We start from the raw sequence: 18,510 nt of genomic DNA, 5'->3' as shown, positions 1-18,510 counted from the left end.
ATCGAGATAAAACTAAATTAGGTCATCAGTCATTTGACCTAATTTAAATTTAATAAACGATTTTGTTTGGCATTAATGATCTAAAAACAAGTGGGCGTTAATTCCGCCATTTTATATATCAAGACAAAATCAGATCAAACAGGTATTATTTATCCCGAATATCTGACAAACGACCATCTCATCTTCTCTTTAAAATTAAGTATCAATAATATAATTGGAGTAATACTAAAATGAATTATTACGATTTTTTGGTCATTGCATTAAAATTATTGGTTGTATTTATTTGTATTATCTTATTTTTGAAAATCACCGGTAAAACCTCGCTATCACAAATGTCGAGCATTGATTTTATTGGTAATATGATTTTAGGTGGTATAGCCGGAGGCATAATCTACAACCCTAAATTAACCGTCTTGGATTTTTTAGTGGTCATCGTTATGTGGACTATTATTATGTACACCTCGAATTATTTAAAACAAAAAAGCCAAAATGCCAAGGCGTTTATTGTGGGGAATCCAATCATATTGATGAAAAAAGGTAAAATTCAATTGGATGCTTTTGCTAGTATTAACATGGATATTTCTAGCTTTGCTGTATTATTGCGTATGAAAAATGTTTTTACGATTAATGCTGTTGATAAAGCTATACTTGAACCCAATGGACAATTAACGGTAGTTAAGAAAGGCGATAAAGATATTTCGGTCATTGTTCTGGAAAATGAAAAACCAAGAGAGGATGTCCTTGAGAATATCGGCAAAAATGAAGATTGGTTAAAATCGAAATTGTCAGAACAAGGTTACCATTCGTACGATGGTTTATATTGTGTTGAATATTATGATCATCATCTGTTTGTCATACCAAGTGAGTCAGTCAGTTAGTTTTACATTTTATTAAATAAAAAATAGCACTATTTATTGATAGGGGTATTGACTCAAGTATTATTATTACTGATATTCTTCACTCAATTTGTATAGAGTGGAGAATGGTTTAATGCTTTAGCAATAAAGCTATCAATCGATAGCGTGTCAAGATGCTTTTGTATCTCTTTAGCTTGTTGTTCGGTTTTACACTGAGTAAAAACACAAGCACCAGTACCCGTTAAACGTGTGGTTGCATAGTGTGATAAATAATCAATTACTTTATCAATTAATGGGTAATGTTTGCGTACAATACCTTCACAATCGTTTCTTTGTTTATCAAAGGGTAATAAAAGCAAATCGTGTAAACTTTGAACAGGTGTGTTACGTGGAAGTTGGGGATCATTAAAAATATTGACAGTCGATATTTCTATATTCGGACAGGTTACCAAATACCAATATTCATGTATATCCAAGGCTTGGAACTGATCGCCAATCCCTTGAGCAAAAGAAGCTTGACCATAAATAAAGATAGGCACATCAGCACCAATTTTGCGACCAATATCCATTAAAGTTTCAGTGGATAAATTAAGTTGCCATAACTGATTAAGCGCCACTAAAACTGTTGCCGCATTAGAAGATGCGCCACCAAGTCCTCCCCCCATAGGAATTTTTTTATCAATAGCAATATCGACACCTAAGTCGGGTCTTTGGGTGAAAGTTCTTAATTGCTCTGCCGCAATAATAATTAAGTTTTTATGAGCAGGAATATTAGCAAACGGCGTTAATAAGTTAATTTGATTATCTTGACGGACATTGAACGTTAATTGGTCACAATAATTAATAAACTGAAACAGTGTTTGTAAATTATGATAATTATCAGTGCGTCGACCGGTAATATATAAAAATAAGTTTAATTTAGCTGGGGACAACCACTGTTTCATGACTTGCTACCTATTAACGTACTATCCAATTATTAATTTTTAAACGCACTCGTTCTTCACCATGAGAGAGTTCGATAGTTGAAGGTAAATCAATTTGGCGATTTTTGTAATTACGCGTCATATAGCTAGGAATTTTCAAATTCCATTTATTATCATTTTGCATAAATTCTGATGAAGCCAGCCGACCTGATTTATCTAATTTATCGACATAAGCATCATTTGAATATCCTTTTAACCAATCATGTAACGAATTGAAAGGAATATTGATATTTGTGATTGTTTTCATTAAATCTTCAACATTGGTATCGGTATAATGTTTACCATCATTATCGACTAGCTCAGCATAATTAGCATCAACCTTCAAGCTTAAAATATTTGTGCCAACAGGTGTGGTTATTTTTATTTCATAACGATTAACTGATTGTTGGATGATGAAAAATCGACCATAATTGCGTGTGCTAGTGCTATAATATGCTATATTACCATTTACTTGAAAAGCATTTATTTGTTTAAGATCTTGTTGGTGAATTTGCCACTGTCTTTGAATTGATTCACTGTCTTTGAATCTGTTAGATTGACAGGCTATAAGCAAGAAAGGCAATATAAATAAGAAAATATATTTGATTTTACGCATAAAAAGGCTCTTTAGAAATTTATGACTAATCGAGTGAGGCATTATAACTGATAATTAGCAGAATAGAAAAAGTTACTGTAAATTAACGTTTATTATTTTTTTATATAATGTTATAAGTAAAGCGCTTAATGAAATAGCTATGTTTATTAAAACTCTTATAAAAGAAGCAATGCAATGTCAATAACAATATTAGGTGTTAATCATAAAACAGCGCCGATAACCCTAAGGGAAAAATTAGCTTTCCCTAATGAAATTATCGATAAAGCGCTATATAGTCTCTATCAACATCCATTAGTAGATGGTTGTGTTATTTTGTCTACTTGCAATCGAACTGAAATCTATTTAAGTTACGAACATAAAACTGATTATCTGCGATTAAAACAGTCGGTTGAAAACTGGTTAGGACAGTTTCATCAAATAGATATAACACTTTATCAAAATGCGATCTACTGGTATGAAGGAATAACAGCAATCGAACATCTCATGTCTGTTGCTAGTGGTGTTGATTCAATGATCCTTGGTGAACCACAAATCTTAGGTCAGGTTAAACAAGCTTATTGCTATGCGCAGAAAAATAACTGCTTATCAGTTGAATTAGAAAAGTTATTTCAAAACATATTTCATGTGGCAAAAATCGTACGAACTGAAACCAATATTGGTGCAAATACTGCTTCAGTCGCTTATGCTGCTTGCATGGTTGCTAGGCAACTATTTACGGATGCAAAACAAATCAATGTAATGTTAGTTGGGGCAGGGGAAACCATAGAGTTAATTTCACGATATTTAAAACCTCACGGTTTTAATCATGTAATTGTTGCTAATCGTACTCGTGAGAAAGCATTAAAATTGGCTTCTATTATTGATGCAGAAATTATCTCACTACCTGATATAGCTAATCGACTCAAAGATGTTGATATTGTTATTAGCTCAACTGCCAGTCCATTGCCTATTATTGGTAAAGGAATGGTTGAACGCACGATGCAAGCTAGAGATAACTTACGCATGTTATTTATTGATCTTGCCGTACCGCGTGATGTTGAAGAAGAAATAAGTAAACTCGATAATATATACCTTTATACTATTGATGATTTACAAAAAACGGTAGCCTCTAATTTAGAGCAACGTGCCATTGCAGCCAAAGAAGCACAATATATTATCCAAGAACAAGCCGAACTTTTTAATGATTGGCTCAAATCTCGCCATGCCGTTGATTTTGTAAAACAATATCGAAGTAATGCTGAAAATATAAAACGAGAATTAGAATCAAAAGCCATGAATGCAATCAAACAAGGTGCTAATGTTGATGAAGTTTTTGCAGAATTTTCATATAAATTAACTAACAAATTAATTCATGCTCCTACCCAAACCTTACTTCATGCTGCAACGCATGATTGTGATGATTGTTTTAAAGTTCTCAGTAAAGGATTAGGTTTAAAAGAACAATAATTTAATGGCATAGCATTAATTAAAAGGAAGGATAGTCGATTGGATCAGATTGAATTTTTTGACATCCAAAGTCCTTGCCAACGCGTATGTGAAACTGACAAACAAGGATATTGCATCAAATGTTATCGTTCCAGAGAAGAAAGATTCAAATGGTTAAGCTATTCTGATGCTGAAAAACAAGAAGTCCTACGTTTATGCAAACAACGAGCGCAAAGACGTCGTTATCTATTAGCACAACAACGTCAGCAACAAATTACTGAGCCAAAAACTCAAATTGAACTTAATTTTTAAATAAAATAATTTTCCTTAATGCAACCAAACCTTGTAATCGCACTTAACTCGGAGTAGCATTTTCATTAAATCAATAATGAAAGTTAGTTTTCTTTAATTAATTTAAAAGAGATCTTAAATATGAAAATGTGCATTGCATGTGGCATGCCAATGACCTCTATTGGCGACTACCCGTTACATGATATGTCCAAAAATTATTGTAAACATTGCGCTCACAAAGATGGAACAATGAAATCATTTGATGAAAAATGGCATGAATTAACACTTCATTATGCGAATCATCATAATGTCGATTATGCGATAGCAAAACAGAACGCTTATACCATTCTTAAAAAATTACCAGCTTGGAAACGCAAGTGGTAGCTGAATTTTTAGGCAACCAAAGCACTTTATTACAATATCTGTTGCAGATATTTCAGAGCTTAGTATAATGCCAACGTTTACTTAATTACACTTCTAATGCCAGTGTGGCGAAATTGGTAGACGCAGCGGATTCAAAATCCGCCGCCCTTAAAAGCGTGTCGGTTCGAGTCCGACCACTGGCACCACATAAATATCAATTAAATCAATGCAATAGATTATTTATTTGTTATTGAACAGTTAAACAAACAACAAGCTTGGAATTTACTTAGAATATACAGTTAGAATAAATTTTCTTTTTTAGGTGGATTTAAGGTTGGTGTAACTTTGACTTTTCGGTCATATGTATTAACTTGCGCTTCGGTTTTGTGACCGCTAAAAAGTTGTTTATCTTTAGTTGCTCCTTCATAGTCTGAAATAGCTTTGGCTTTTATGTCATGGAATGTACATTTTATTTCTTTGCCTAATTTCTTTTCAGCGGCTCTTTTAGCTTCTAGCCAATATGAATTGAATGTTTTTTGGATTAACTTCCTTCCTGACTGGTTAAGTAAAACAAATGAATCAGACGAAGATGGCGGAAATAGTTTTGTTGCTAAATCAATAGCCTTCTTTAATCTTTCCGTCCATTGTTTGATTTGTTTTTTTCCTGTTTTACCTTGTTTTATATACAAACCTTCTTTTAGAATCTGGTTATGCTTTAGATTAAATATATCACCCTGCCGAGCTGCACATAAATATGATATTTCCATAGCAACTTTAATGATGTCTATAGCTTCATCATAGATAGTATAATACTCAATATCGTCGATATATTTATCTCTAGGTTTGATTGTGAAATTCTTAATTCCTGTGCAAGGATTAATTTTACAATATCCTCTTTCGTATCCCCACGCAAAAGCAACGGACATATATGATAATTCGTGATTAGCTTGTACTTCGCTTTGCTCTCCTCTTATATCCATATATCGGCGTATATGCTCTGGTCTGATATTATCAACGTTTATATTTCCAAATACCGGTAATATTTTTTTAGCACCTTTTAACTTATCTTGTTGTGACCGAGGTGATAGTTTATTAAATCCTGGACTTTTTAAGTACATACTCCAAAGTTTACTAAACGTCATTACTTCCTTTTGTTCAGCTATTACACCTTCATATTTAGCCCAAAGTTCTATCATGCTTATTCCAACGGAACCAAGCGTAATTGTTTTATTTTCTCTGGTTTTTAAGTAGTAGGAGTATTTGTTTTTAGATACACGAGGGGGGAGTATGTTATCTTTTTTGTCTTTACGGTTCCTTGCCATTTAAAGCTCCAAAATCTGGTTCTTGTTGCTTATTTTCAATTATTACTTTTTGATTTAATGATGCGCGTAGAATAATGGGTTTACCTAGTAAATTAACATGAAAACAAAATTTATTTTCTTTAAGCCATTTAATTTGAAGGCTTTTATTTTTCCTGCCTGTTAATAATTGTAACTCATCATCAGTTAATATAATTGATTCGCTCATACTTATACCTCATCAATCATTTTTAGACAGTTCGCTATATTTAGTCATTGATCACCTCTCGATAAAACCAGTCTGTAATGTCATAGGTAAACTCAAATGCCGATGGTGTATGGCTATATGACAACTCTGTATCATCACAATCAATACCAATAAAATATATTGGGTGCAGGATATACCCACCATCTTCGATTATTACCTCACTCACTTTAGTATTGCCACTTATCCACGTTAATTTAGCGTCATGACAGGCGTTTAGTATTAGAGCTAAATCGTGATCATCTTCAGCTTTTAAATACCAATTGCCTTTTATTAACCGTTTGATTATTTTTTTATTTGTCACTTAATCACCTCATCAAATTTCTTTATCCCCCAGACGATCGCATAACACAGCCAGATGTAACGATACAGATATTTGCTTGTGTCTCTTTCCCAAAAATCGACAAATTCAAAACCATTACAATTAAAATTTCTAATTGCTTCGACCATTTCCCATTCGTTAGATGCGCACATGATTTTATTATCGAATTCCTCGATTAACTCTTCTCTATCATTACTTGATAGCGTTTGATTTCCGTCTAGATAATCATTTAAATCTTCCTGTGCATACTTTTTTACTGCATCTATATCAAACTCTGAATAACTCGCTGATTTTGCGTTGTAATTTATCGATTCTATTTTTTCAGACCAATAGTCAGGTTTTATCTGCAAATCATCAGAACGGAAAAAATTAAACATATCTGTTAGTCTGGAAAATATTAACGACCCCATATCGCCAGTGATTACGAGATATTCTGGATATGTAGTAATGTTAAAATACTGATTAATTGATTCTGGATTTTTGAACGTTAAATGGCGATAAACACCATTATTTTGATGAATTGTTAATTCGTGGTTTTTAACATCATCTAAAAATTGCTCTAATGTTGGAGTAGTCATTATTGCCTTTCCTCATTTGTTCCACTTTTTCTTGAATTCCAAGCTAATATTGCTTTATTCTCGGAATCTTTCTCACTGCCTCTTGCATTACAGTTAAAACAAACGACAGCAGAACAAATACCGTCTCTATGTTCCTCTGAGATATCTTCATTAAACCTATAATCGATATCATCAATAAATAAATCTTCACTACCACAAAACGGGCAAGGTTTTAATTGTTCAGTCATAATCATTTCCTAATAGATTTTCAACACTAGCTATACAATCAATATTCACAGACCATGTATCAAAGTCTCCAGTTCTCAATCCGATAAAGAATGTACCATCATCCGAATTATCTATACTTGAACAATCAATTATCATTTTTTCATTATTGGTAGTAGTAACATATGCAAATCCGTGATGTGCCTTAAGTTCAGCTATTTCAATAGTCATTTTTGCTTGGATTGATAGCGAGTTATACACTTCTTCCCATATTCACCTCGTAGCAATTTGTAACATCCAGCGAATCAACATAAACAACATGCCGATCGTTAGTACATAGGTACAAAAATGGGCGTACATCAGTTCGCTCTTAGTTAATTTATAATTGAGATTAAATCGGTCTGTTTCATGAACATTACAGCCGACAAGATCAGTTGGTATTGTGTTCATTTAACCCCCCTGCATTTTTGCAAGTAGAATTTGAATCATGTGTTCTTGTTCTTCGTTTTGTGGTACTAATTTATTCATTGTTTTATTCCTCATCGGTAAAATAATCTTTTAGCCAAAATTCAAAACTTTCTTGTGATGCGTGTTCAGCCGTTACACATTCCCAATGTCCGTAATCCTCATCGAAACCGCCTCTTTCTAATAATTCTAGACATAACTCGTTGATATAGTGTTCTGTGTAATTAACCGAATATTTATGTGATTTGATTTTTTTATTTAGCGAGTCTAAATACTCGGATTTCCATTTCTGATAATTCATTGTTTTATTCCTTAATTCTGTAAAAAAAGCCCTCACTAGGAGGGCAAATAGGATGTAGCAATGTGCCGTCTTTCCGAGCTGTCAGTGTTCTTAACATCAAACTCAAGCCCACTTGTTTAAATTTGTTATTGCTTTGGTATGATTGCTATGATTTTTTTGATGCTACCTTTATCAATAAAAGCGGAATTGTTTTCGTTTATCCCATAAATTTCATCTGTAAAATCTCTACATGTAGCGATAAACCGCTTGCCATCATTAAGCGCTAACACATAGAAGTAATTATTAAAATCAAACTTTTGTTCTTTTGTTTCATTAAGCGTTTCTATCTCTTTTTCCGTTGCAATTCGCAGTTCTGATGGGTGATAGATAAACTCATACTTTCCATCAGTTACATTGATACAATTATTTTCACCAATGCTTTCAACTGTTACCACTTTTGATTCTTCTTCCCACTTAACCATTATTAGATAAGTGCCGTATCTATGTGTATCAACCTTATATCTAAACCCATTCGGTACTACTTTGTCGCCTACTTTAAACATGATTTAATCCTCTGTTGTTATCAAACTATATAACTCTCACTGAAAGGCATTTAGTTTGATTGTTTACCGCCTGTATTGAGTTACCGCCACAGTCCCGACGCATGGTTTAAAGTCGCGCCGTTCGACTATCTAATCAAAACTAATCATTTGGTAAGTTAATTTGTTTTGATGTGTTAATATTACAATATGTAATTATACATTACAAGATGTAATTACAAAATGTAATATAGTTTGATTGTTATTTATACAATTTGAGCGAGGAAGGATTTTATATGCAGATTTTAGGCATGAAAAAAGCCCCGATTAGGGGCTTTTTATAAAAGCTAGTAATTTTTATTGGGTAATTATATTTAGTTGTTTGTTATACAAAATTGATTTCTTTTTGTTCGACTATTTTTATGTCGGATATATTAACTAATGTGCCAGTTGCTTTTTTTATTGATAATTTCCCAGTTATGCTGATCTGGCTAGCCAATTTTACTGCTTCATTAGCCATGTAGTATTGTTCTGTATTAAGATCGATGTCGATATTTCTCATTTTATACAAAATAGGCATTTTAATTGAGATTTTGCCTCCTTCTAATAGATTTCCACTTAGACTGTGTCTATCAACCACGTAACCTGTAACAGTAAAATTATCTAAAATAAACTCATCTTGATATAATTTTTTTGAAATCTTTTTTATGAGTGAAATTCTGGTTTTGTCAAAATAAAAAGGAGTTAATTTTTTTGTTTTATTATGTAAAATAATCTCAACATCTCTATTTTGTGACAATCCAGTCAAATCAATTAATGAATCACATAAATTAGCACTTATTCCTTTTTTAACTAATGTCGCAATATCATCAATATATTTATTCTCATTTACTATTTCGGTTAATGTTTTTAATCCGATTTCTATATCATTATCCACGCACTCTGAGAAGGATTGTTCAACTTTATTTATATTATCAAGTGTATCTGTTTGTGAAATTGGATAATGTAAATTTACAATGTAACTTCCTATTTCGGTCTGTCCTAACTGAATTGACCCCATGAAATCCATAATATCTTTTGATTTATAGTTTGTAAAACTTGGTTTTTTAGTTTCAGTTGCTTTAGCTATATTTTCTATGAACTTTTTAACATTTGTTATTAAATTAATCCCTTCATCAAGCGGAATATTGCCTTTCATAACATCATCACTAATAACTCTAAAACTAATTTTTGAAACGCTGGTTATTGGTTGTTTATTTATTATTGATTGCAAAATGAATTCAAAATTAGAATTAAAAATAATAGCTAATTTATTTATTGCTTCTTCAATCAAATCTATATCGTCAGCATATTCATTATTTGAGTTTATAGGTAAACGGATATCTGTTTTAAAAGTAGGATTTTCTTTTAAGTTCCATACAGAAAAAGTATCATATTCTTTTAAGCGGTGCCAATCATGGTCAGAAAGAAATTTCTCTATCATTTCAATATAATATGCAATTTTATTTACGTCTAATAATTTACTCATAAAGTTTTACCTTCTATTGCATATTCCAGCATTTTCATTAATGATTCACGTGTTAATTCTTGGTGTATTGGAATATTTATCGTAACTGAGGTTTTATTATTTGAAGGTGGAAACCCTTCTAAATTAATCCAATAATATTTATATGGGAGAAAGATACCATTGTTAAATTCATGCATCCACATTTTTTTATTATCTGGAATAATCATGACAAAAAGATATTTTGGATTTCTTCTTTTACCTATAAGTTCATTATAATTTTTAATTTTTAATGGATATTTAAGGATATTATTTATGACAGTTGGATTGATTACTGTTTTTAATTGCAAATCTATATGTCCCTCTACTGTGTATCCTAAATCTGTATTAAAATAACTTGTCGATATAGTTAAATCAATACTTTGACGATCTGGTTTTGTTCCATCAGCATGCATAAAATGACATGAACTAGCAATAGCTTTAGTAATGGCTAACTGAAACTGCTCTGCAAAATCATAATCAATACTTCCATTAATTTGCATAATTTATATTCTTTATATTTTATGAATTTATTATTTACAAAACTGCCAAAGCAGTTATCCATGTTTTCTCAATAACATTGATTGACTTAGCATTACTTTGCCATGTATATAAAGTTGGTCAATTTCATCTTCGCTTATATCCCATTCTTTGTATTTTTTATTATCAGATATAACAATAAGTTTATCTTTGATTATTTGTAATCGTTTTACATACAAACTTTTACCAAATGTGAATACATATATTCCATCACCATTAAATTCTTTTTTTGAAACATCTACATAAATTGAATCACCGCTTTCAAATGTCCCCTGCATCGAATCACCAGAGATGTTTATAACTTTTAAATTGTTCGCATCCATGCCATTAAATAGCATTTTTGCCTGACTTGAATCATATTCTATTAATTTAATCACTTCCTTTACATCCGAATTTAGGTAGCCTGCTCCTGCGCTAGCTGTAATATCTAAAACCTCGATTTGAAAATTATTTTTATTGAGTTTGTTTTTAGTATTATTTTCTGCTGCTGAGCCATCAGCATTTATTATTAATTCCCTAATTCCTACTGCTTTCAGTATTGATGCGATAATATCGGTGTCTGGTTTTCTTCGACCGGATAGCCAATGAGCAACACTGCCCTGAGTTACACTCAATTTTTCTGCAAGACTTTCTTGTGTTTCGCCAATATCTTGCATTCTCTTTTTTATTATATTTTGCCAAGTGTTCATATGATCCTCCGACTTTAATTATTACGAACTGTATTAAATTAACAACTAACAAAATGTAATAAATGTTGAAATAATAAATTACATAATGTAATATTTATATTCATAACAGTAATTGAGGCATCAGTTATGAACAAAATTAAGGAATTTAGAGAGCAATTAGGTATTACTCAAGAAGAACTAGCAAGAGCAATAAATACCTCTCAAGGCGCAATCTCCCATTATGAATTGGGTTATCGAGATGTGAATTTAAAAACATGTCGAGATATAACGCAGTTTTTTATCAGTTTAGGACTTAACATCTCTTTGGATGATGTTTTCCCACCTGATGCAGCCTAATTAATACTATACGTAATATTTATTTTAAAAGTAACCCAACTGAAAAGGTAAAAAGATGGGAAACCAAAGAGAACTTGTAATTGAAATGCTTAAGTACATAAAAGGCGGGCAAGCTGTAGCTGCTTCTTACTTAGGAATTTCACTTTCTGTCTTTAAAGATCGTCTTTATGAAAATAAAGGCACTCGATTTTTTACTTGTGATGAACTTTTAGCATTACAAGAGTTAAGTGGAACAACATTAGTTGCTGATTATTTTGCAAGAGCAGTGGACTGCATAGTTATAAAAAAACCTGATGTCGCTAAAGCAGGAAGTTATGACCTTTTTGAATCGATGTTAAGCATTGGAACAGCAAGAGGTGAGTATGAGGCGTATTTAGCCAAAGCGATTAGTGACGGCGTCATTACTAGTGATGAAGAAGCGGTATTAAATACTTTATGCGAATCAATAGTAAAAAGACGACTTACGGCACATCAAGAAACACTTGCAGCGCATAAACCATCTAATTAGTGAGGTGTTCATGAGTACGTTAAAAACTAAAAAAACACTGAGCCAGTGTGACCAAATCTTACAGCATTTACAAAGCGGTAAAACAATTAATCCTAGACAAGCATGGAACTTATTCGGTTGCTACAGATTAGGGGCGCGCATTCACGATTTAAGAAAACAAAATTTTCCGATTGTTACTAAGATTATATATAAAAATGGTGGCAATTTTGCGGAGTATTCTTTGAGGATTGGCTAATGCGAATCACTTCATTTATTAATAATTCCAAGTGCATTGAGTGGGAGCTAAATATGCAACAAGGTGCATTATTTGATTTACTCAATCAACTTCATACATGGGCTGACCCCATAATTATTGATGGCGAAATGTATTATTGGGCATCAAAACAGATGATTTGTAATGAAATCCCGCTTGCTTATAACAAAGTTGATACTGTTTATCGCGCATTAAAAACATTGAGCGAGAAAGGATTAATTAATTATAAAAAATATGGTGACAAAGATTGCATTTCATTAACTCAAAAAGGCAAAGAATGGAACTCGGAAATAAATCCGACGCTCGGAAATAAATCCGAACAAACTCGGATTGAAATCCGAGAAAGCTCGGAAATAAATCCGACATATAAGAATACTAATATTAATAATACTAAGATCAGTAATATTAAAAAAATAAATAAAAAAGATTCTTTCGATCCTATTTCTGTTAAACCCAAAAACTTATCACTAGAAACCTGGATAACTTGGATTGAGTACAAAGCTGCTAAAAAACATAAATTACTCCCTAGTACCTGGAAAGCTCAAAGCAAAATGCTTGAAGAACAAGCAAATCCAGAGCAAGTGATCAACCAGTCAATCATGAATGGGTGGCAGGGTTTATTTCCTGACAAAACAAAATCACCTAGTAAAACAAAATCAATCAGCACTAGTTTTGCTAATCAAAACTACGGCGAAACAACCCAGCCAGAATGGGCAGGAGTATAACCATGGATAGCGGATTATCAAAAACTCTAGAAAGAGCCGAAACAGATTTGACCAATAGCATTAATGGGTTAAAAGAAATAGATGGGCTTAGCGTAACTGAAACTATTGCGAATTGTCAGCTACACGGTGAATACAAAAAATGGTCCAGAAAGATAACCATGATGGCAACAATAAAAACAGAAACTATTTGCCCAGTTTGTGCCAAAGAAAAAGTCGATCAGATCAAACAACAAATTGCTGATAAAAAAGCAAAGACAAAAGAACTTGAAATAACAAAATTATTATCCTGGGCTGAAATACCAAAAAGATTCGAATTATGCACTTTTGATAATTATTTACCTGGTAATAAATCTGCAGAACGCAATTTAAGAATTTGTAAAGCTTACGCCGAAAAATGGGAAGATCGATTAAAAAACGGCGGTGGCATGGTAATGGTTGGTTTACCAGGTACAGGTAAAAATCATCTTGCAGTATCAATCATGAAAGAGATTATCAAAAACCACCAGCATTATGTTCTATTAACCTCAGTCAATAAAATCATTCGTGAATATCGCTCTACCTGGTCGAAAGATACGACTAAGTCAGAATCGGAAGTAATAGCTGAATTTTCATCACCTGAGTTGCTAGTTATTGATGAAGTAGGGGTTCAATACGGTTCTGATTCAGAAAGATTAATTATTTTTGAAATCATAAATACCAGATATGAAGAAATGCGCCCAACTATTTTAATCAGCAATGAAACTCGCGAGCAACTAGCTGAAATAGTCGGTGAGCGAGTAATTGATCGCATGAAAGACGGTGGAGGATGTGAACTTGTCTTTGACTGGGAAAGCTATCGTAAATAAGGGTTGGGTTAACCACTGCCCGCTCGGACGCGTCACACTTGAGATTTAATCTGCATAACATGGCTAAGCAATGCGTTTATTGCAATTGTTATAAAAGCGGTGCGCAATTAGATTTTAGAGCAGCTTAATTAAACGCATAGGTATTGAGAAAGTCGAAGCGTTAGATAATAACAATGAAATAAGAAAATTTGATATTGAGTATCTCAAAAGAATTAAGTTTATTTTCACTAAAAAGGCTAAAAGATTAGAGAAAAGAAGAGGGGGGCAATGAGAGAAACTAAAGATATTTTAACTGCATGGAAAAATACACGTATTCTTAAGCGAATGGGTACAGAATATCCGTCTAAATCTGCAGGTATAGAAGGCGCACCTCGTGACTTTGATTATCGACAATACTTAACGGAAGAAGAAGCTAAAATTGTTGATGATGCGGTATTGAGACTTAAAGTTGATAATGTTGAGCATTGGGTAATTTTAACAGCTTTTTATCTTCGTGAAGTCTCTTGTAGTAAACAAGCGCGAATCTTAGGTAAGCAAACTTCTGAAATTACAAAAATATTATTGGCAGCAGAATGTTTCATTAGAGGTCATATCATCGAATTGTTTTCAAAAGTTGCATAGTTGACAATGGTTTTATCGGGTTGTATAGTTGTTAATACTACAACATACGCGGACTTCCGCACCCGAAAGATTAGCGGTTTTTTTATGCCTATTTTTTAGGTATTTGATCATATCTATGATCGGGTCGAGAGGACGTAATACAATACTCGAAAGAGAAATAAGTCCCGCCGTCGTATGCGGTAGTTGAAGCCCGATCACCTACTAAGTGATCAAATCACTAAACATACGAGGTATAAATCATGTCAGATCAACTATCAGTTTTCAATTTCAATAATTCTCAAGTTCGTGTTCAATTATTAAATAATCAACCTGTTTTTTGCTTAAAAGACGTTGCTGTTATTTTGAATATTAGCAATGCAAAAGTCAGTCGTTTCAATATATCAAGTAAAGGGGTACATAAAATGTACCTCCCTACGAAAAGTGGAAACCAAGAAATTACATTCATTGATGAACCTAATTTATATCGTGTAATTTTTAGAAGTAATAAAAAAGAAGCTGTAGACTTCCAAAATTGGGTATTTGATGAAGTATTACCAACAATTCGTAAAACAGGTTCATATTCGCTAACCATTAATTCAGAACAGCAACAAGCAATTCAGCAAGCAGTAAACGAGCGTTCTTATAGAACAGGTGAAAGGCATCAGGCTATTTATTCAAAACTACATCAGCAATTCAAAATACCTCGTTATCAAGATTTGCCAGCCAATCAATTTGAGAATGCTATTAAGTGGTTAGGTGGTGTGCATTCTCGAAGCGGATTATCTGACGAAGATTGGTATGATTTGGCTTGGTTATATAAAGCTGCTGAGCGAATGCGTTATCAAATAGAATTAATAGAGCCTGCATTACATGCAATAGATTCAAGTTTTAGAGCGGCTTTCTACTCTATGTCTCGTGAATATAAACGGACTTTAAATGATGCCAGGATAATAATTGCAAGGGAAACGGCTCATATTAAAGCTAAAAATATCATTGATAAATGGAATATGGTTTTGTCAGTTATAAGAAATAATTAATTGAAAGCCTTAAACACTTGACTGTTTAAACGTTTAAACGGATAATATACCTATAATGCGGTTTTGAACGCATGAAATTTAAGCCCACTAAATAGTTGGGCTTTTTTTATTTCCATATTATTCTATTATTATTTTTATTCTGGGAGAATAATTATGGAAGAATCCTTAAATAAAGAGCTCGTTACTAATGTATTCGATCTATTAAAGTTCTTTTTTTCTCATTTAACAGAGAATTTATTATTTATATTCGCTCTAGTTTTTTGTTCACTTTTTACATTGGCTTTATTATTTTATGTTCTAAAACCAATTTTAGCGTTTTTTATTAAACCTTTATTGAATAGAAATCAAAAAAAACAAGATCGAATTATTAATGACGAAAATCTAGAAAATGGTTTATGTAAGAAGGTGTGCAGTAAAGAGAAAGAAGTTTTATATATACAAGATATAACTAAATGTAGAAATAGACGGTTAGCTTTATTTTTCTTCGGATTAACAAAGCTAACTAAAAATAAAATTTCGCCTACACATTTTGAAAGATTGTATGGTTACTTAGTTATAGAGAAGGATGATATTAAAATATCCAACAATATGATATTATTCAATAATATAGTATATGGTTTTTTTGCATTTTTCTTTTTTGTTTTGACTTCCATTTTTTGGTATTTATTTTACGTCTCTTCTTTATCGTTTTATCGTATAATATTACTCATACAACTATTAATATTTGTTATTCCGACTCTTTATTTCTTAAGTCGTATTATAAGAAAAAGAGAAAAAGAGGATTTTTTAAAAGTTAAAGATGCTTTTTTAGAAAAGTTATTACCTGAACTTTAAACTCTAATTTAAGAGAAAGCCTCAATTAAGAGGCTTTTTGCTTTCAAGATAGAATTTGATAGCATCAAAAAATTAAACATTCTAGATATTTTTCTACATTATTTTTGTTATCATTAGGCATAATTGTCCTAAAGGTAATGAATATGAAAAAAATATTATTAATCCTCTTAATTATTCCTTGTATTGTTTTTGCTGCGAATAAACAGAAATTATCAGACCAAGAAATAAAAGAAAAAATTATTGGTAAATGGAATATGTATGAAATTGGTCGTGAAGCTAATATTGTTACATTTTACGGTAATGGGACAGTTACTTCAAAGTCTTATATTTGTGATAATGATGCAAAAAAAGCATTATATGACGGCGAAACAATTAAACAATACAAAATAGAAGATGGAATTATATACATAGGGCAATTATCAATTAAAGATGGATTTGTTAGTAAGCTAAAAGTAGAGAACGTAGAAAATTCAGCATTAAAACTTATCTATGACATGCCAGGTTATTCTTACAATAAAATAGAAATTAATTACATTAATACTACCAATAAAGATACTTTGCCTTTTTGTAAATATTACAAAGAAAATCCTTTTAGTAATCAGATTGATATGCAAAAACTTCAAGCTGATTTGAATTTATTACAGGATAATATAATAGAAACCCTTAAAAAAATAATTCCTAAGGATCTAGATGAATATACTATATTGCAAGATGTTTATAAAAAAAATAATGAATTATTCTATAAAATAAGCGTGAAAAAATATTCAAAAGGTAACTTTAATGATGAAATACTTAAAGCTTTCTTAAAAGTATCAGCAGTTGATAAATACTGTAATATAGATGAATCAACACCTAAAATACTCCAACAATTAAAAATGATATTTCCTAATGGGGTGTCTTATATATATTCTATTGAAGATGAAAAGCCGTTTGTAATTCATATGGATAAGAGCAGTTGTCCAAAACAATAAAATATATTAGTCTGAGTTAAGAAATTAGAATTTTTATTACATAAATGGACTTATGAAAAAGCTACTTATTACTCTATTTTTAATTCCGTTTCTTGCTTACTCGGCACAAAACTTCAATACAGCTAAAACAAAATTAGTCCAGTTGTATAAATCAAATCCCGAACAGACAACATTTTATTGTGACTGTGAATTCACATTCAATAATAAATCAGGTGTAGTTGATTTCAGTAAATGTGGATATGAGCCGAGAAAAAATGAATTCAGAGCTAAACGCATTGAATGGGAGCATGTCATGCCGGCTGAAAATTTTGGTAGGCATCTCCAGTGTTGGCGCGACGGTGGACGTAGAGAGTGTAAAAAAGACACTGTTTTTAACCAAATGGAGGGAGATATGCATAATTTGCAACCTTCAATTGGTGAGGTAAATGGTGATCGTTCTAATTTCAGATACTCTCAATTTACTAATGAATTCACCCAGTACGGACGCTGTAAAACAGCAGTGGATTTTCAAATTCGTAAATTTCAACCTCGCGACGAAATTCGTGGCGTTATAGCTCGCACATATTTTTACATGTCAGAAAAATACAATATCAATCTATCAGATTCAGAGTTTAAATTGATGCGCGCATGGGATAAATTATATCCGCCTGATAAATGGGAATGCGAGCGTAATCAGCAAATCAAACAGATACAGGGTAATGATAATAAGTTTGTTACAGGATCGTGTAAATGATGAAAAAATTAATATTGCTCTTTTTTGTTTGTTGGTTAGCAATCATGGATGCTTCAGCGGTATATGCTCCTCCAATTCGTACTAAAGATCCCACATTATTAATGATAATCGATGTTACTTTTTTTATTGGACTGATTTTTGCAATTTATATTATAGTTGGTAATAAGCTGGAAGACGATAAATTTAAAGATGAGCAAGAGAAATCAAATCAAAATAAAGTTCGTTTTAGCAAGAAACCTAAACCAGTAAATGAAAAATTTAAAAAATACGAAATATACACATCAAAGAATTTTAAAAAGAAAAAATAAGCCGGCGAAAGTCGGTTTTTTTATACCCAAATTTTGAGTATTCACTCAACATCAAACCGGTAGCAATGCTAGACACACACATCTTCAATCAATAGCTAGTACGCTACCATTATTTTAACAGCC

Annotated in this window: 29 protein-coding genes, 1 tRNA gene and 1 pseudogene; 17 read left to right on the top strand and 14 right to left on the bottom strand. The window is 32.0% G+C overall.

Going from position 1 to position 18,510, the window contains the following annotated elements; translation table 11 throughout:
• Positions 1–230: 230 nt before the first annotated feature.
• Positions 231–878, top strand: coding sequence for a DUF421 domain-containing protein (locus A9G11_RS07455; RefSeq protein WP_065618972.1), 648 nt, complete (start codon positions 231–233; stop codon positions 876–878).
• Between the two features lie 83 nt (positions 879–961).
• Here A9G11_RS07455 and ispE read toward each other — a convergent pair whose 3' ends face one another.
• Positions 962–1,801 carry a 4-(cytidine 5'-diphospho)-2-C-methyl-D-erythritol kinase gene (ispE, locus tag A9G11_RS07450; protein ID WP_065618970.1) on the bottom strand — a complete coding sequence of 280 codons (840 nt, stop codon included), beginning with the start codon at positions 1,799–1,801 and terminating at the stop codon, positions 962–964.
• A gap of 13 nt (positions 1,802–1,814) precedes the next feature.
• The gene (gene lolB / locus A9G11_RS07445; RefSeq protein WP_065618968.1) at positions 1,815–2,435 is read right to left on the bottom strand and encodes a lipoprotein insertase outer membrane protein LolB; all 621 of its coding nucleotides are present in this window, start codon (positions 2,433–2,435) and stop codon (positions 1,815–1,817) included.
• 174 nt (positions 2,436–2,609) lie between these two features.
• Between lolB and hemA the strand changes: the two genes are divergently transcribed.
• From hemA to A9G11_RS07425, 4 genes are all read left to right on the top strand, one after another.
• Positions 2,610–3,881: a glutamyl-tRNA reductase gene (hemA, locus tag A9G11_RS07440; protein WP_065618967.1), complete on the top strand. Its 1,272-nt coding sequence runs from the start codon at positions 2,610–2,612 to the stop codon at positions 3,879–3,881.
• A gap of 39 nt (positions 3,882–3,920) precedes the next feature.
• Positions 3,921–4,172: a DUF1289 domain-containing protein gene (locus tag A9G11_RS07435; protein ID WP_065618966.1), complete on the top strand. Its 252-nt coding sequence runs from the start codon at positions 3,921–3,923 to the stop codon at positions 4,170–4,172.
• Positions 4,173–4,292: 120 nt separating this feature from the next.
• Positions 4,293–4,535: a zinc ribbon domain-containing protein gene (locus A9G11_RS07430; RefSeq protein WP_065618964.1), complete on the top strand. Its 243-nt coding sequence runs from the start codon at positions 4,293–4,295 to the stop codon at positions 4,533–4,535.
• Positions 4,536–4,633: 98 nt separating this feature from the next.
• Positions 4,634–4,720, top strand: a tRNA-Leu gene (locus tag A9G11_RS07425).
• A gap of 93 nt (positions 4,721–4,813) precedes the next feature.
• Here the strand turns inward: A9G11_RS07425 and A9G11_RS07420 are convergent.
• From A9G11_RS07420 to A9G11_RS07370, 12 genes are all read right to left on the bottom strand, one after another.
• Entirely contained in the window at positions 4,814–5,836 is a 1,023-nt protein-coding gene (locus A9G11_RS07420) for a tyrosine-type recombinase/integrase (RefSeq protein ID WP_065618962.1), read from the bottom strand.
• On the bottom strand, positions 5,820–6,041 hold the full coding sequence (locus A9G11_RS07415) for a DUF4224 domain-containing protein (protein ID WP_065618960.1): 222 nt from the start codon (positions 6,039–6,041) through the stop codon (positions 5,820–5,822). The genes A9G11_RS07420 and A9G11_RS07415 overlap by 17 nt, the downstream gene beginning before the upstream one ends.
• A gap of 40 nt (positions 6,042–6,081) precedes the next feature.
• Entirely contained in the window at positions 6,082–6,381 is a 300-nt protein-coding gene (locus A9G11_RS07410) for a hypothetical protein (protein ID WP_065618958.1), read from the bottom strand.
• On the bottom strand, positions 6,378–6,977 hold the full coding sequence (locus A9G11_RS07405) for a hypothetical protein (protein WP_065618956.1): 600 nt from the start codon (positions 6,975–6,977) through the stop codon (positions 6,378–6,380). Before A9G11_RS07405 ends, A9G11_RS07410 begins: the two co-directional genes overlap by 4 nt.
• Entirely contained in the window at positions 6,977–7,204 is a 228-nt protein-coding gene (locus A9G11_RS07400; protein ID WP_065618954.1) for a Lar family restriction alleviation protein, read from the bottom strand. The genes A9G11_RS07405 and A9G11_RS07400 overlap by 1 nt, the downstream gene beginning before the upstream one ends.
• A complete protein-coding gene (locus tag A9G11_RS07395; protein WP_141674370.1) occupies positions 7,197–7,442 on the bottom strand; it encodes a hypothetical protein in 246 nt (81 codons plus the stop codon). The genes A9G11_RS07400 and A9G11_RS07395 overlap by 8 nt, the downstream gene beginning before the upstream one ends.
• Before the next feature lie 12 nt (positions 7,443–7,454).
• A complete protein-coding gene (locus A9G11_RS14410) occupies positions 7,455–7,631 on the bottom strand; it encodes a hypothetical protein (protein ID WP_176701246.1) in 177 nt (58 codons plus the stop codon).
• An 82-nt stretch (positions 7,632–7,713) separates the two neighbouring features.
• Positions 7,714–7,947, bottom strand: coding sequence for a hypothetical protein (locus A9G11_RS07390; protein WP_065618950.1), 234 nt, complete (start codon positions 7,945–7,947; stop codon positions 7,714–7,716).
• Positions 7,948–8,072: 125 nt separating this feature from the next.
• On the bottom strand, positions 8,073–8,489 hold the full coding sequence (locus A9G11_RS07385) for a hypothetical protein (protein ID WP_065618948.1): 417 nt from the start codon (positions 8,487–8,489) through the stop codon (positions 8,073–8,075).
• A 361-nt stretch (positions 8,490–8,850) separates the two neighbouring features.
• Positions 8,851–9,993, bottom strand: coding sequence for a hypothetical protein (locus tag A9G11_RS07380; protein WP_065618946.1), 1,143 nt, complete (start codon positions 9,991–9,993; stop codon positions 8,851–8,853).
• Positions 9,990–10,511 carry a DUF4365 domain-containing protein gene (locus tag A9G11_RS07375; protein ID WP_065618944.1) on the bottom strand — a complete coding sequence of 174 codons (522 nt, stop codon included), beginning with the start codon at positions 10,509–10,511 and terminating at the stop codon, positions 9,990–9,992. Before A9G11_RS07375 ends, A9G11_RS07380 begins: the two co-directional genes overlap by 4 nt.
• Before the next feature lie 54 nt (positions 10,512–10,565).
• Positions 10,566–11,237, bottom strand: a complete 672-nt coding sequence (locus A9G11_RS07370) for a LexA family transcriptional regulator (RefSeq protein ID WP_065618942.1) — start codon at positions 11,235–11,237, stop codon at positions 10,566–10,568.
• A gap of 126 nt (positions 11,238–11,363) precedes the next feature.
• Between A9G11_RS07370 and A9G11_RS07365 the strand changes: the two genes are divergently transcribed.
• From A9G11_RS07365 to A9G11_RS07315, 12 genes and pseudogenes are all read left to right on the top strand, one after another.
• Positions 11,364–11,573 (top strand): helix-turn-helix transcriptional regulator, encoded by a 210-nt coding sequence (locus A9G11_RS07365; RefSeq protein ID WP_065618940.1) that lies wholly within the window; start codon positions 11,364–11,366, stop codon positions 11,571–11,573.
• 55 nt (positions 11,574–11,628) lie between these two features.
• Entirely contained in the window at positions 11,629–12,081 is a 453-nt protein-coding gene (locus A9G11_RS07360; protein WP_065618938.1) for a YmfL family putative regulatory protein, read from the top strand.
• A 10-nt stretch (positions 12,082–12,091) separates the two neighbouring features.
• Positions 12,092–12,316, top strand: a complete 225-nt coding sequence (locus tag A9G11_RS07355) for a helix-turn-helix domain-containing protein (RefSeq protein ID WP_065618936.1) — start codon at positions 12,092–12,094, stop codon at positions 12,314–12,316.
• Between the two features lie 53 nt (positions 12,317–12,369).
• A complete protein-coding gene (locus tag A9G11_RS14605) occupies positions 12,370–13,059 on the top strand; it encodes a hypothetical protein (protein WP_218056086.1) in 690 nt (229 codons plus the stop codon).
• Positions 13,060–13,061: 2 nt separating this feature from the next.
• Positions 13,062–13,904 (top strand): ATP-binding protein, encoded by an 843-nt coding sequence (locus tag A9G11_RS07345; protein WP_218056085.1) that lies wholly within the window; start codon positions 13,062–13,064, stop codon positions 13,902–13,904.
• Positions 13,901–14,175: pseudogene (locus tag A9G11_RS14795) on the top strand (recombination protein NinG). Before A9G11_RS07345 ends, A9G11_RS14795 begins: the two are co-directional and overlap by 4 nt.
• Complete coding sequence (locus tag A9G11_RS07340) at positions 14,172–14,525, top strand: antiterminator Q family protein (protein ID WP_065618934.1); 354 nt, start codon at positions 14,172–14,174, stop codon at positions 14,523–14,525. The pseudogene A9G11_RS14795 and the gene A9G11_RS07340 overlap by 4 nt, the downstream one beginning before the upstream one ends.
• A gap of 239 nt (positions 14,526–14,764) precedes the next feature.
• Positions 14,765–15,541: a BRO family protein gene (locus tag A9G11_RS07335; RefSeq protein ID WP_065618932.1), complete on the top strand. Its 777-nt coding sequence runs from the start codon at positions 14,765–14,767 to the stop codon at positions 15,539–15,541.
• Between the two features lie 153 nt (positions 15,542–15,694).
• The gene (locus A9G11_RS07330; protein ID WP_065618930.1) at positions 15,695–16,375 is read left to right on the top strand and encodes a hypothetical protein; all 681 of its coding nucleotides are present in this window, start codon (positions 15,695–15,697) and stop codon (positions 16,373–16,375) included.
• Between the two features lie 143 nt (positions 16,376–16,518).
• Positions 16,519–17,346, top strand: coding sequence for a hypothetical protein (locus A9G11_RS07325; protein ID WP_065618928.1), 828 nt, complete (start codon positions 16,519–16,521; stop codon positions 17,344–17,346).
• A 52-nt stretch (positions 17,347–17,398) separates the two neighbouring features.
• Positions 17,399–18,079 (top strand): endonuclease, encoded by a 681-nt coding sequence (locus A9G11_RS07320; protein WP_065618927.1) that lies wholly within the window; start codon positions 17,399–17,401, stop codon positions 18,077–18,079.
• The gene (locus A9G11_RS07315; protein ID WP_065618925.1) at positions 18,076–18,387 is read left to right on the top strand and encodes a hypothetical protein; all 312 of its coding nucleotides are present in this window, start codon (positions 18,076–18,078) and stop codon (positions 18,385–18,387) included. Before A9G11_RS07320 ends, A9G11_RS07315 begins: the two co-directional genes overlap by 4 nt.
• The last annotated feature ends 123 nt before the right edge of the window (positions 18,388–18,510 follow it).

This window comes from Gilliamella sp. wkB108 (genome assembly GCF_001690195.1).
Taxonomy (GTDB): domain Bacteria; phylum Pseudomonadota; class Gammaproteobacteria; order Enterobacterales; family Orbaceae; genus Gilliamella; species Gilliamella apicola_L.
This window is presented reverse-complemented; position numbering and strand designations above follow the sequence as displayed.

Coding starts and splice junctions, on each gene's coding strand:
- A9G11_RS07455 (WP_065618972.1), top strand. CDS start 231: ATGAATTATTACGATTTTTTGGTCATTGCATTAAAATTATTGGTTGTA.
- ispE (WP_065618970.1), bottom strand. CDS start 1,801: ATGAAACAGTGGTTGTCCCCAGCTAAATTAAACTTATTTTTATATATT.
- lolB (WP_065618968.1), bottom strand. CDS start 2,435: ATGCGTAAAATCAAATATATTTTCTTATTTATATTGCCTTTCTTGCTT.
- hemA (WP_065618967.1), top strand. CDS start 2,610: ATGTCAATAACAATATTAGGTGTTAATCATAAAACAGCGCCGATAACC.
- A9G11_RS07430 (WP_065618964.1), top strand. CDS start 4,293: ATGAAAATGTGCATTGCATGTGGCATGCCAATGACCTCTATTGGCGAC.
- A9G11_RS07420 (WP_065618962.1), bottom strand. CDS start 5,836: ATGGCAAGGAACCGTAAAGACAAAAAAGATAACATACTCCCCCCTCGT.
- A9G11_RS07415 (WP_065618960.1), bottom strand. CDS start 6,041: ATGAGCGAATCAATTATATTAACTGATGATGAGTTACAATTATTAACA.
- A9G11_RS07405 (WP_065618956.1), bottom strand. CDS start 6,977: ATGACTACTCCAACATTAGAGCAATTTTTAGATGATGTTAAAAACCAC.
- A9G11_RS07400 (WP_065618954.1), bottom strand. CDS start 7,204: ATGACTGAACAATTAAAACCTTGCCCGTTTTGTGGTAGTGAAGATTTA.
- A9G11_RS14410 (WP_176701246.1), bottom strand. CDS start 7,631: ATGAACACAATACCAACTGATCTTGTCGGCTGTAATGTTCATGAAACA.
- A9G11_RS07390 (WP_065618950.1), bottom strand. CDS start 7,947: ATGAATTATCAGAAATGGAAATCCGAGTATTTAGACTCGCTAAATAAA.
- A9G11_RS07385 (WP_065618948.1), bottom strand. CDS start 8,489: ATGTTTAAAGTAGGCGACAAAGTAGTACCGAATGGGTTTAGATATAAG.
- A9G11_RS07380 (WP_065618946.1), bottom strand. CDS start 9,993: ATGAGTAAATTATTAGACGTAAATAAAATTGCATATTATATTGAAATG.
- A9G11_RS07375 (WP_065618944.1), bottom strand. CDS start 10,511: ATGCAAATTAATGGAAGTATTGATTATGATTTTGCAGAGCAGTTTCAG.
- A9G11_RS07370 (WP_065618942.1), bottom strand. CDS start 11,237: ATGAACACTTGGCAAAATATAATAAAAAAGAGAATGCAAGATATTGGC.
- A9G11_RS07365 (WP_065618940.1), top strand. CDS start 11,364: ATGAACAAAATTAAGGAATTTAGAGAGCAATTAGGTATTACTCAAGAA.
- A9G11_RS07360 (WP_065618938.1), top strand. CDS start 11,629: ATGGGAAACCAAAGAGAACTTGTAATTGAAATGCTTAAGTACATAAAA.
- A9G11_RS07355 (WP_065618936.1), top strand. CDS start 12,092: ATGAGTACGTTAAAAACTAAAAAAACACTGAGCCAGTGTGACCAAATC.
- A9G11_RS14605 (WP_218056086.1), top strand. CDS start 12,370: ATGCAACAAGGTGCATTATTTGATTTACTCAATCAACTTCATACATGG.
- A9G11_RS07345 (WP_218056085.1), top strand. CDS start 13,062: ATGGATAGCGGATTATCAAAAACTCTAGAAAGAGCCGAAACAGATTTG.
- A9G11_RS07340 (WP_065618934.1), top strand. CDS start 14,172: ATGAGAGAAACTAAAGATATTTTAACTGCATGGAAAAATACACGTATT.
- A9G11_RS07335 (WP_065618932.1), top strand. CDS start 14,765: ATGTCAGATCAACTATCAGTTTTCAATTTCAATAATTCTCAAGTTCGT.
- A9G11_RS07330 (WP_065618930.1), top strand. CDS start 15,695: ATGGAAGAATCCTTAAATAAAGAGCTCGTTACTAATGTATTCGATCTA.
- A9G11_RS07325 (WP_065618928.1), top strand. CDS start 16,519: ATGAAAAAAATATTATTAATCCTCTTAATTATTCCTTGTATTGTTTTT.
- A9G11_RS07320 (WP_065618927.1), top strand. CDS start 17,399: ATGAAAAAGCTACTTATTACTCTATTTTTAATTCCGTTTCTTGCTTAC.
- A9G11_RS07315 (WP_065618925.1), top strand. CDS start 18,076: ATGATGAAAAAATTAATATTGCTCTTTTTTGTTTGTTGGTTAGCAATC.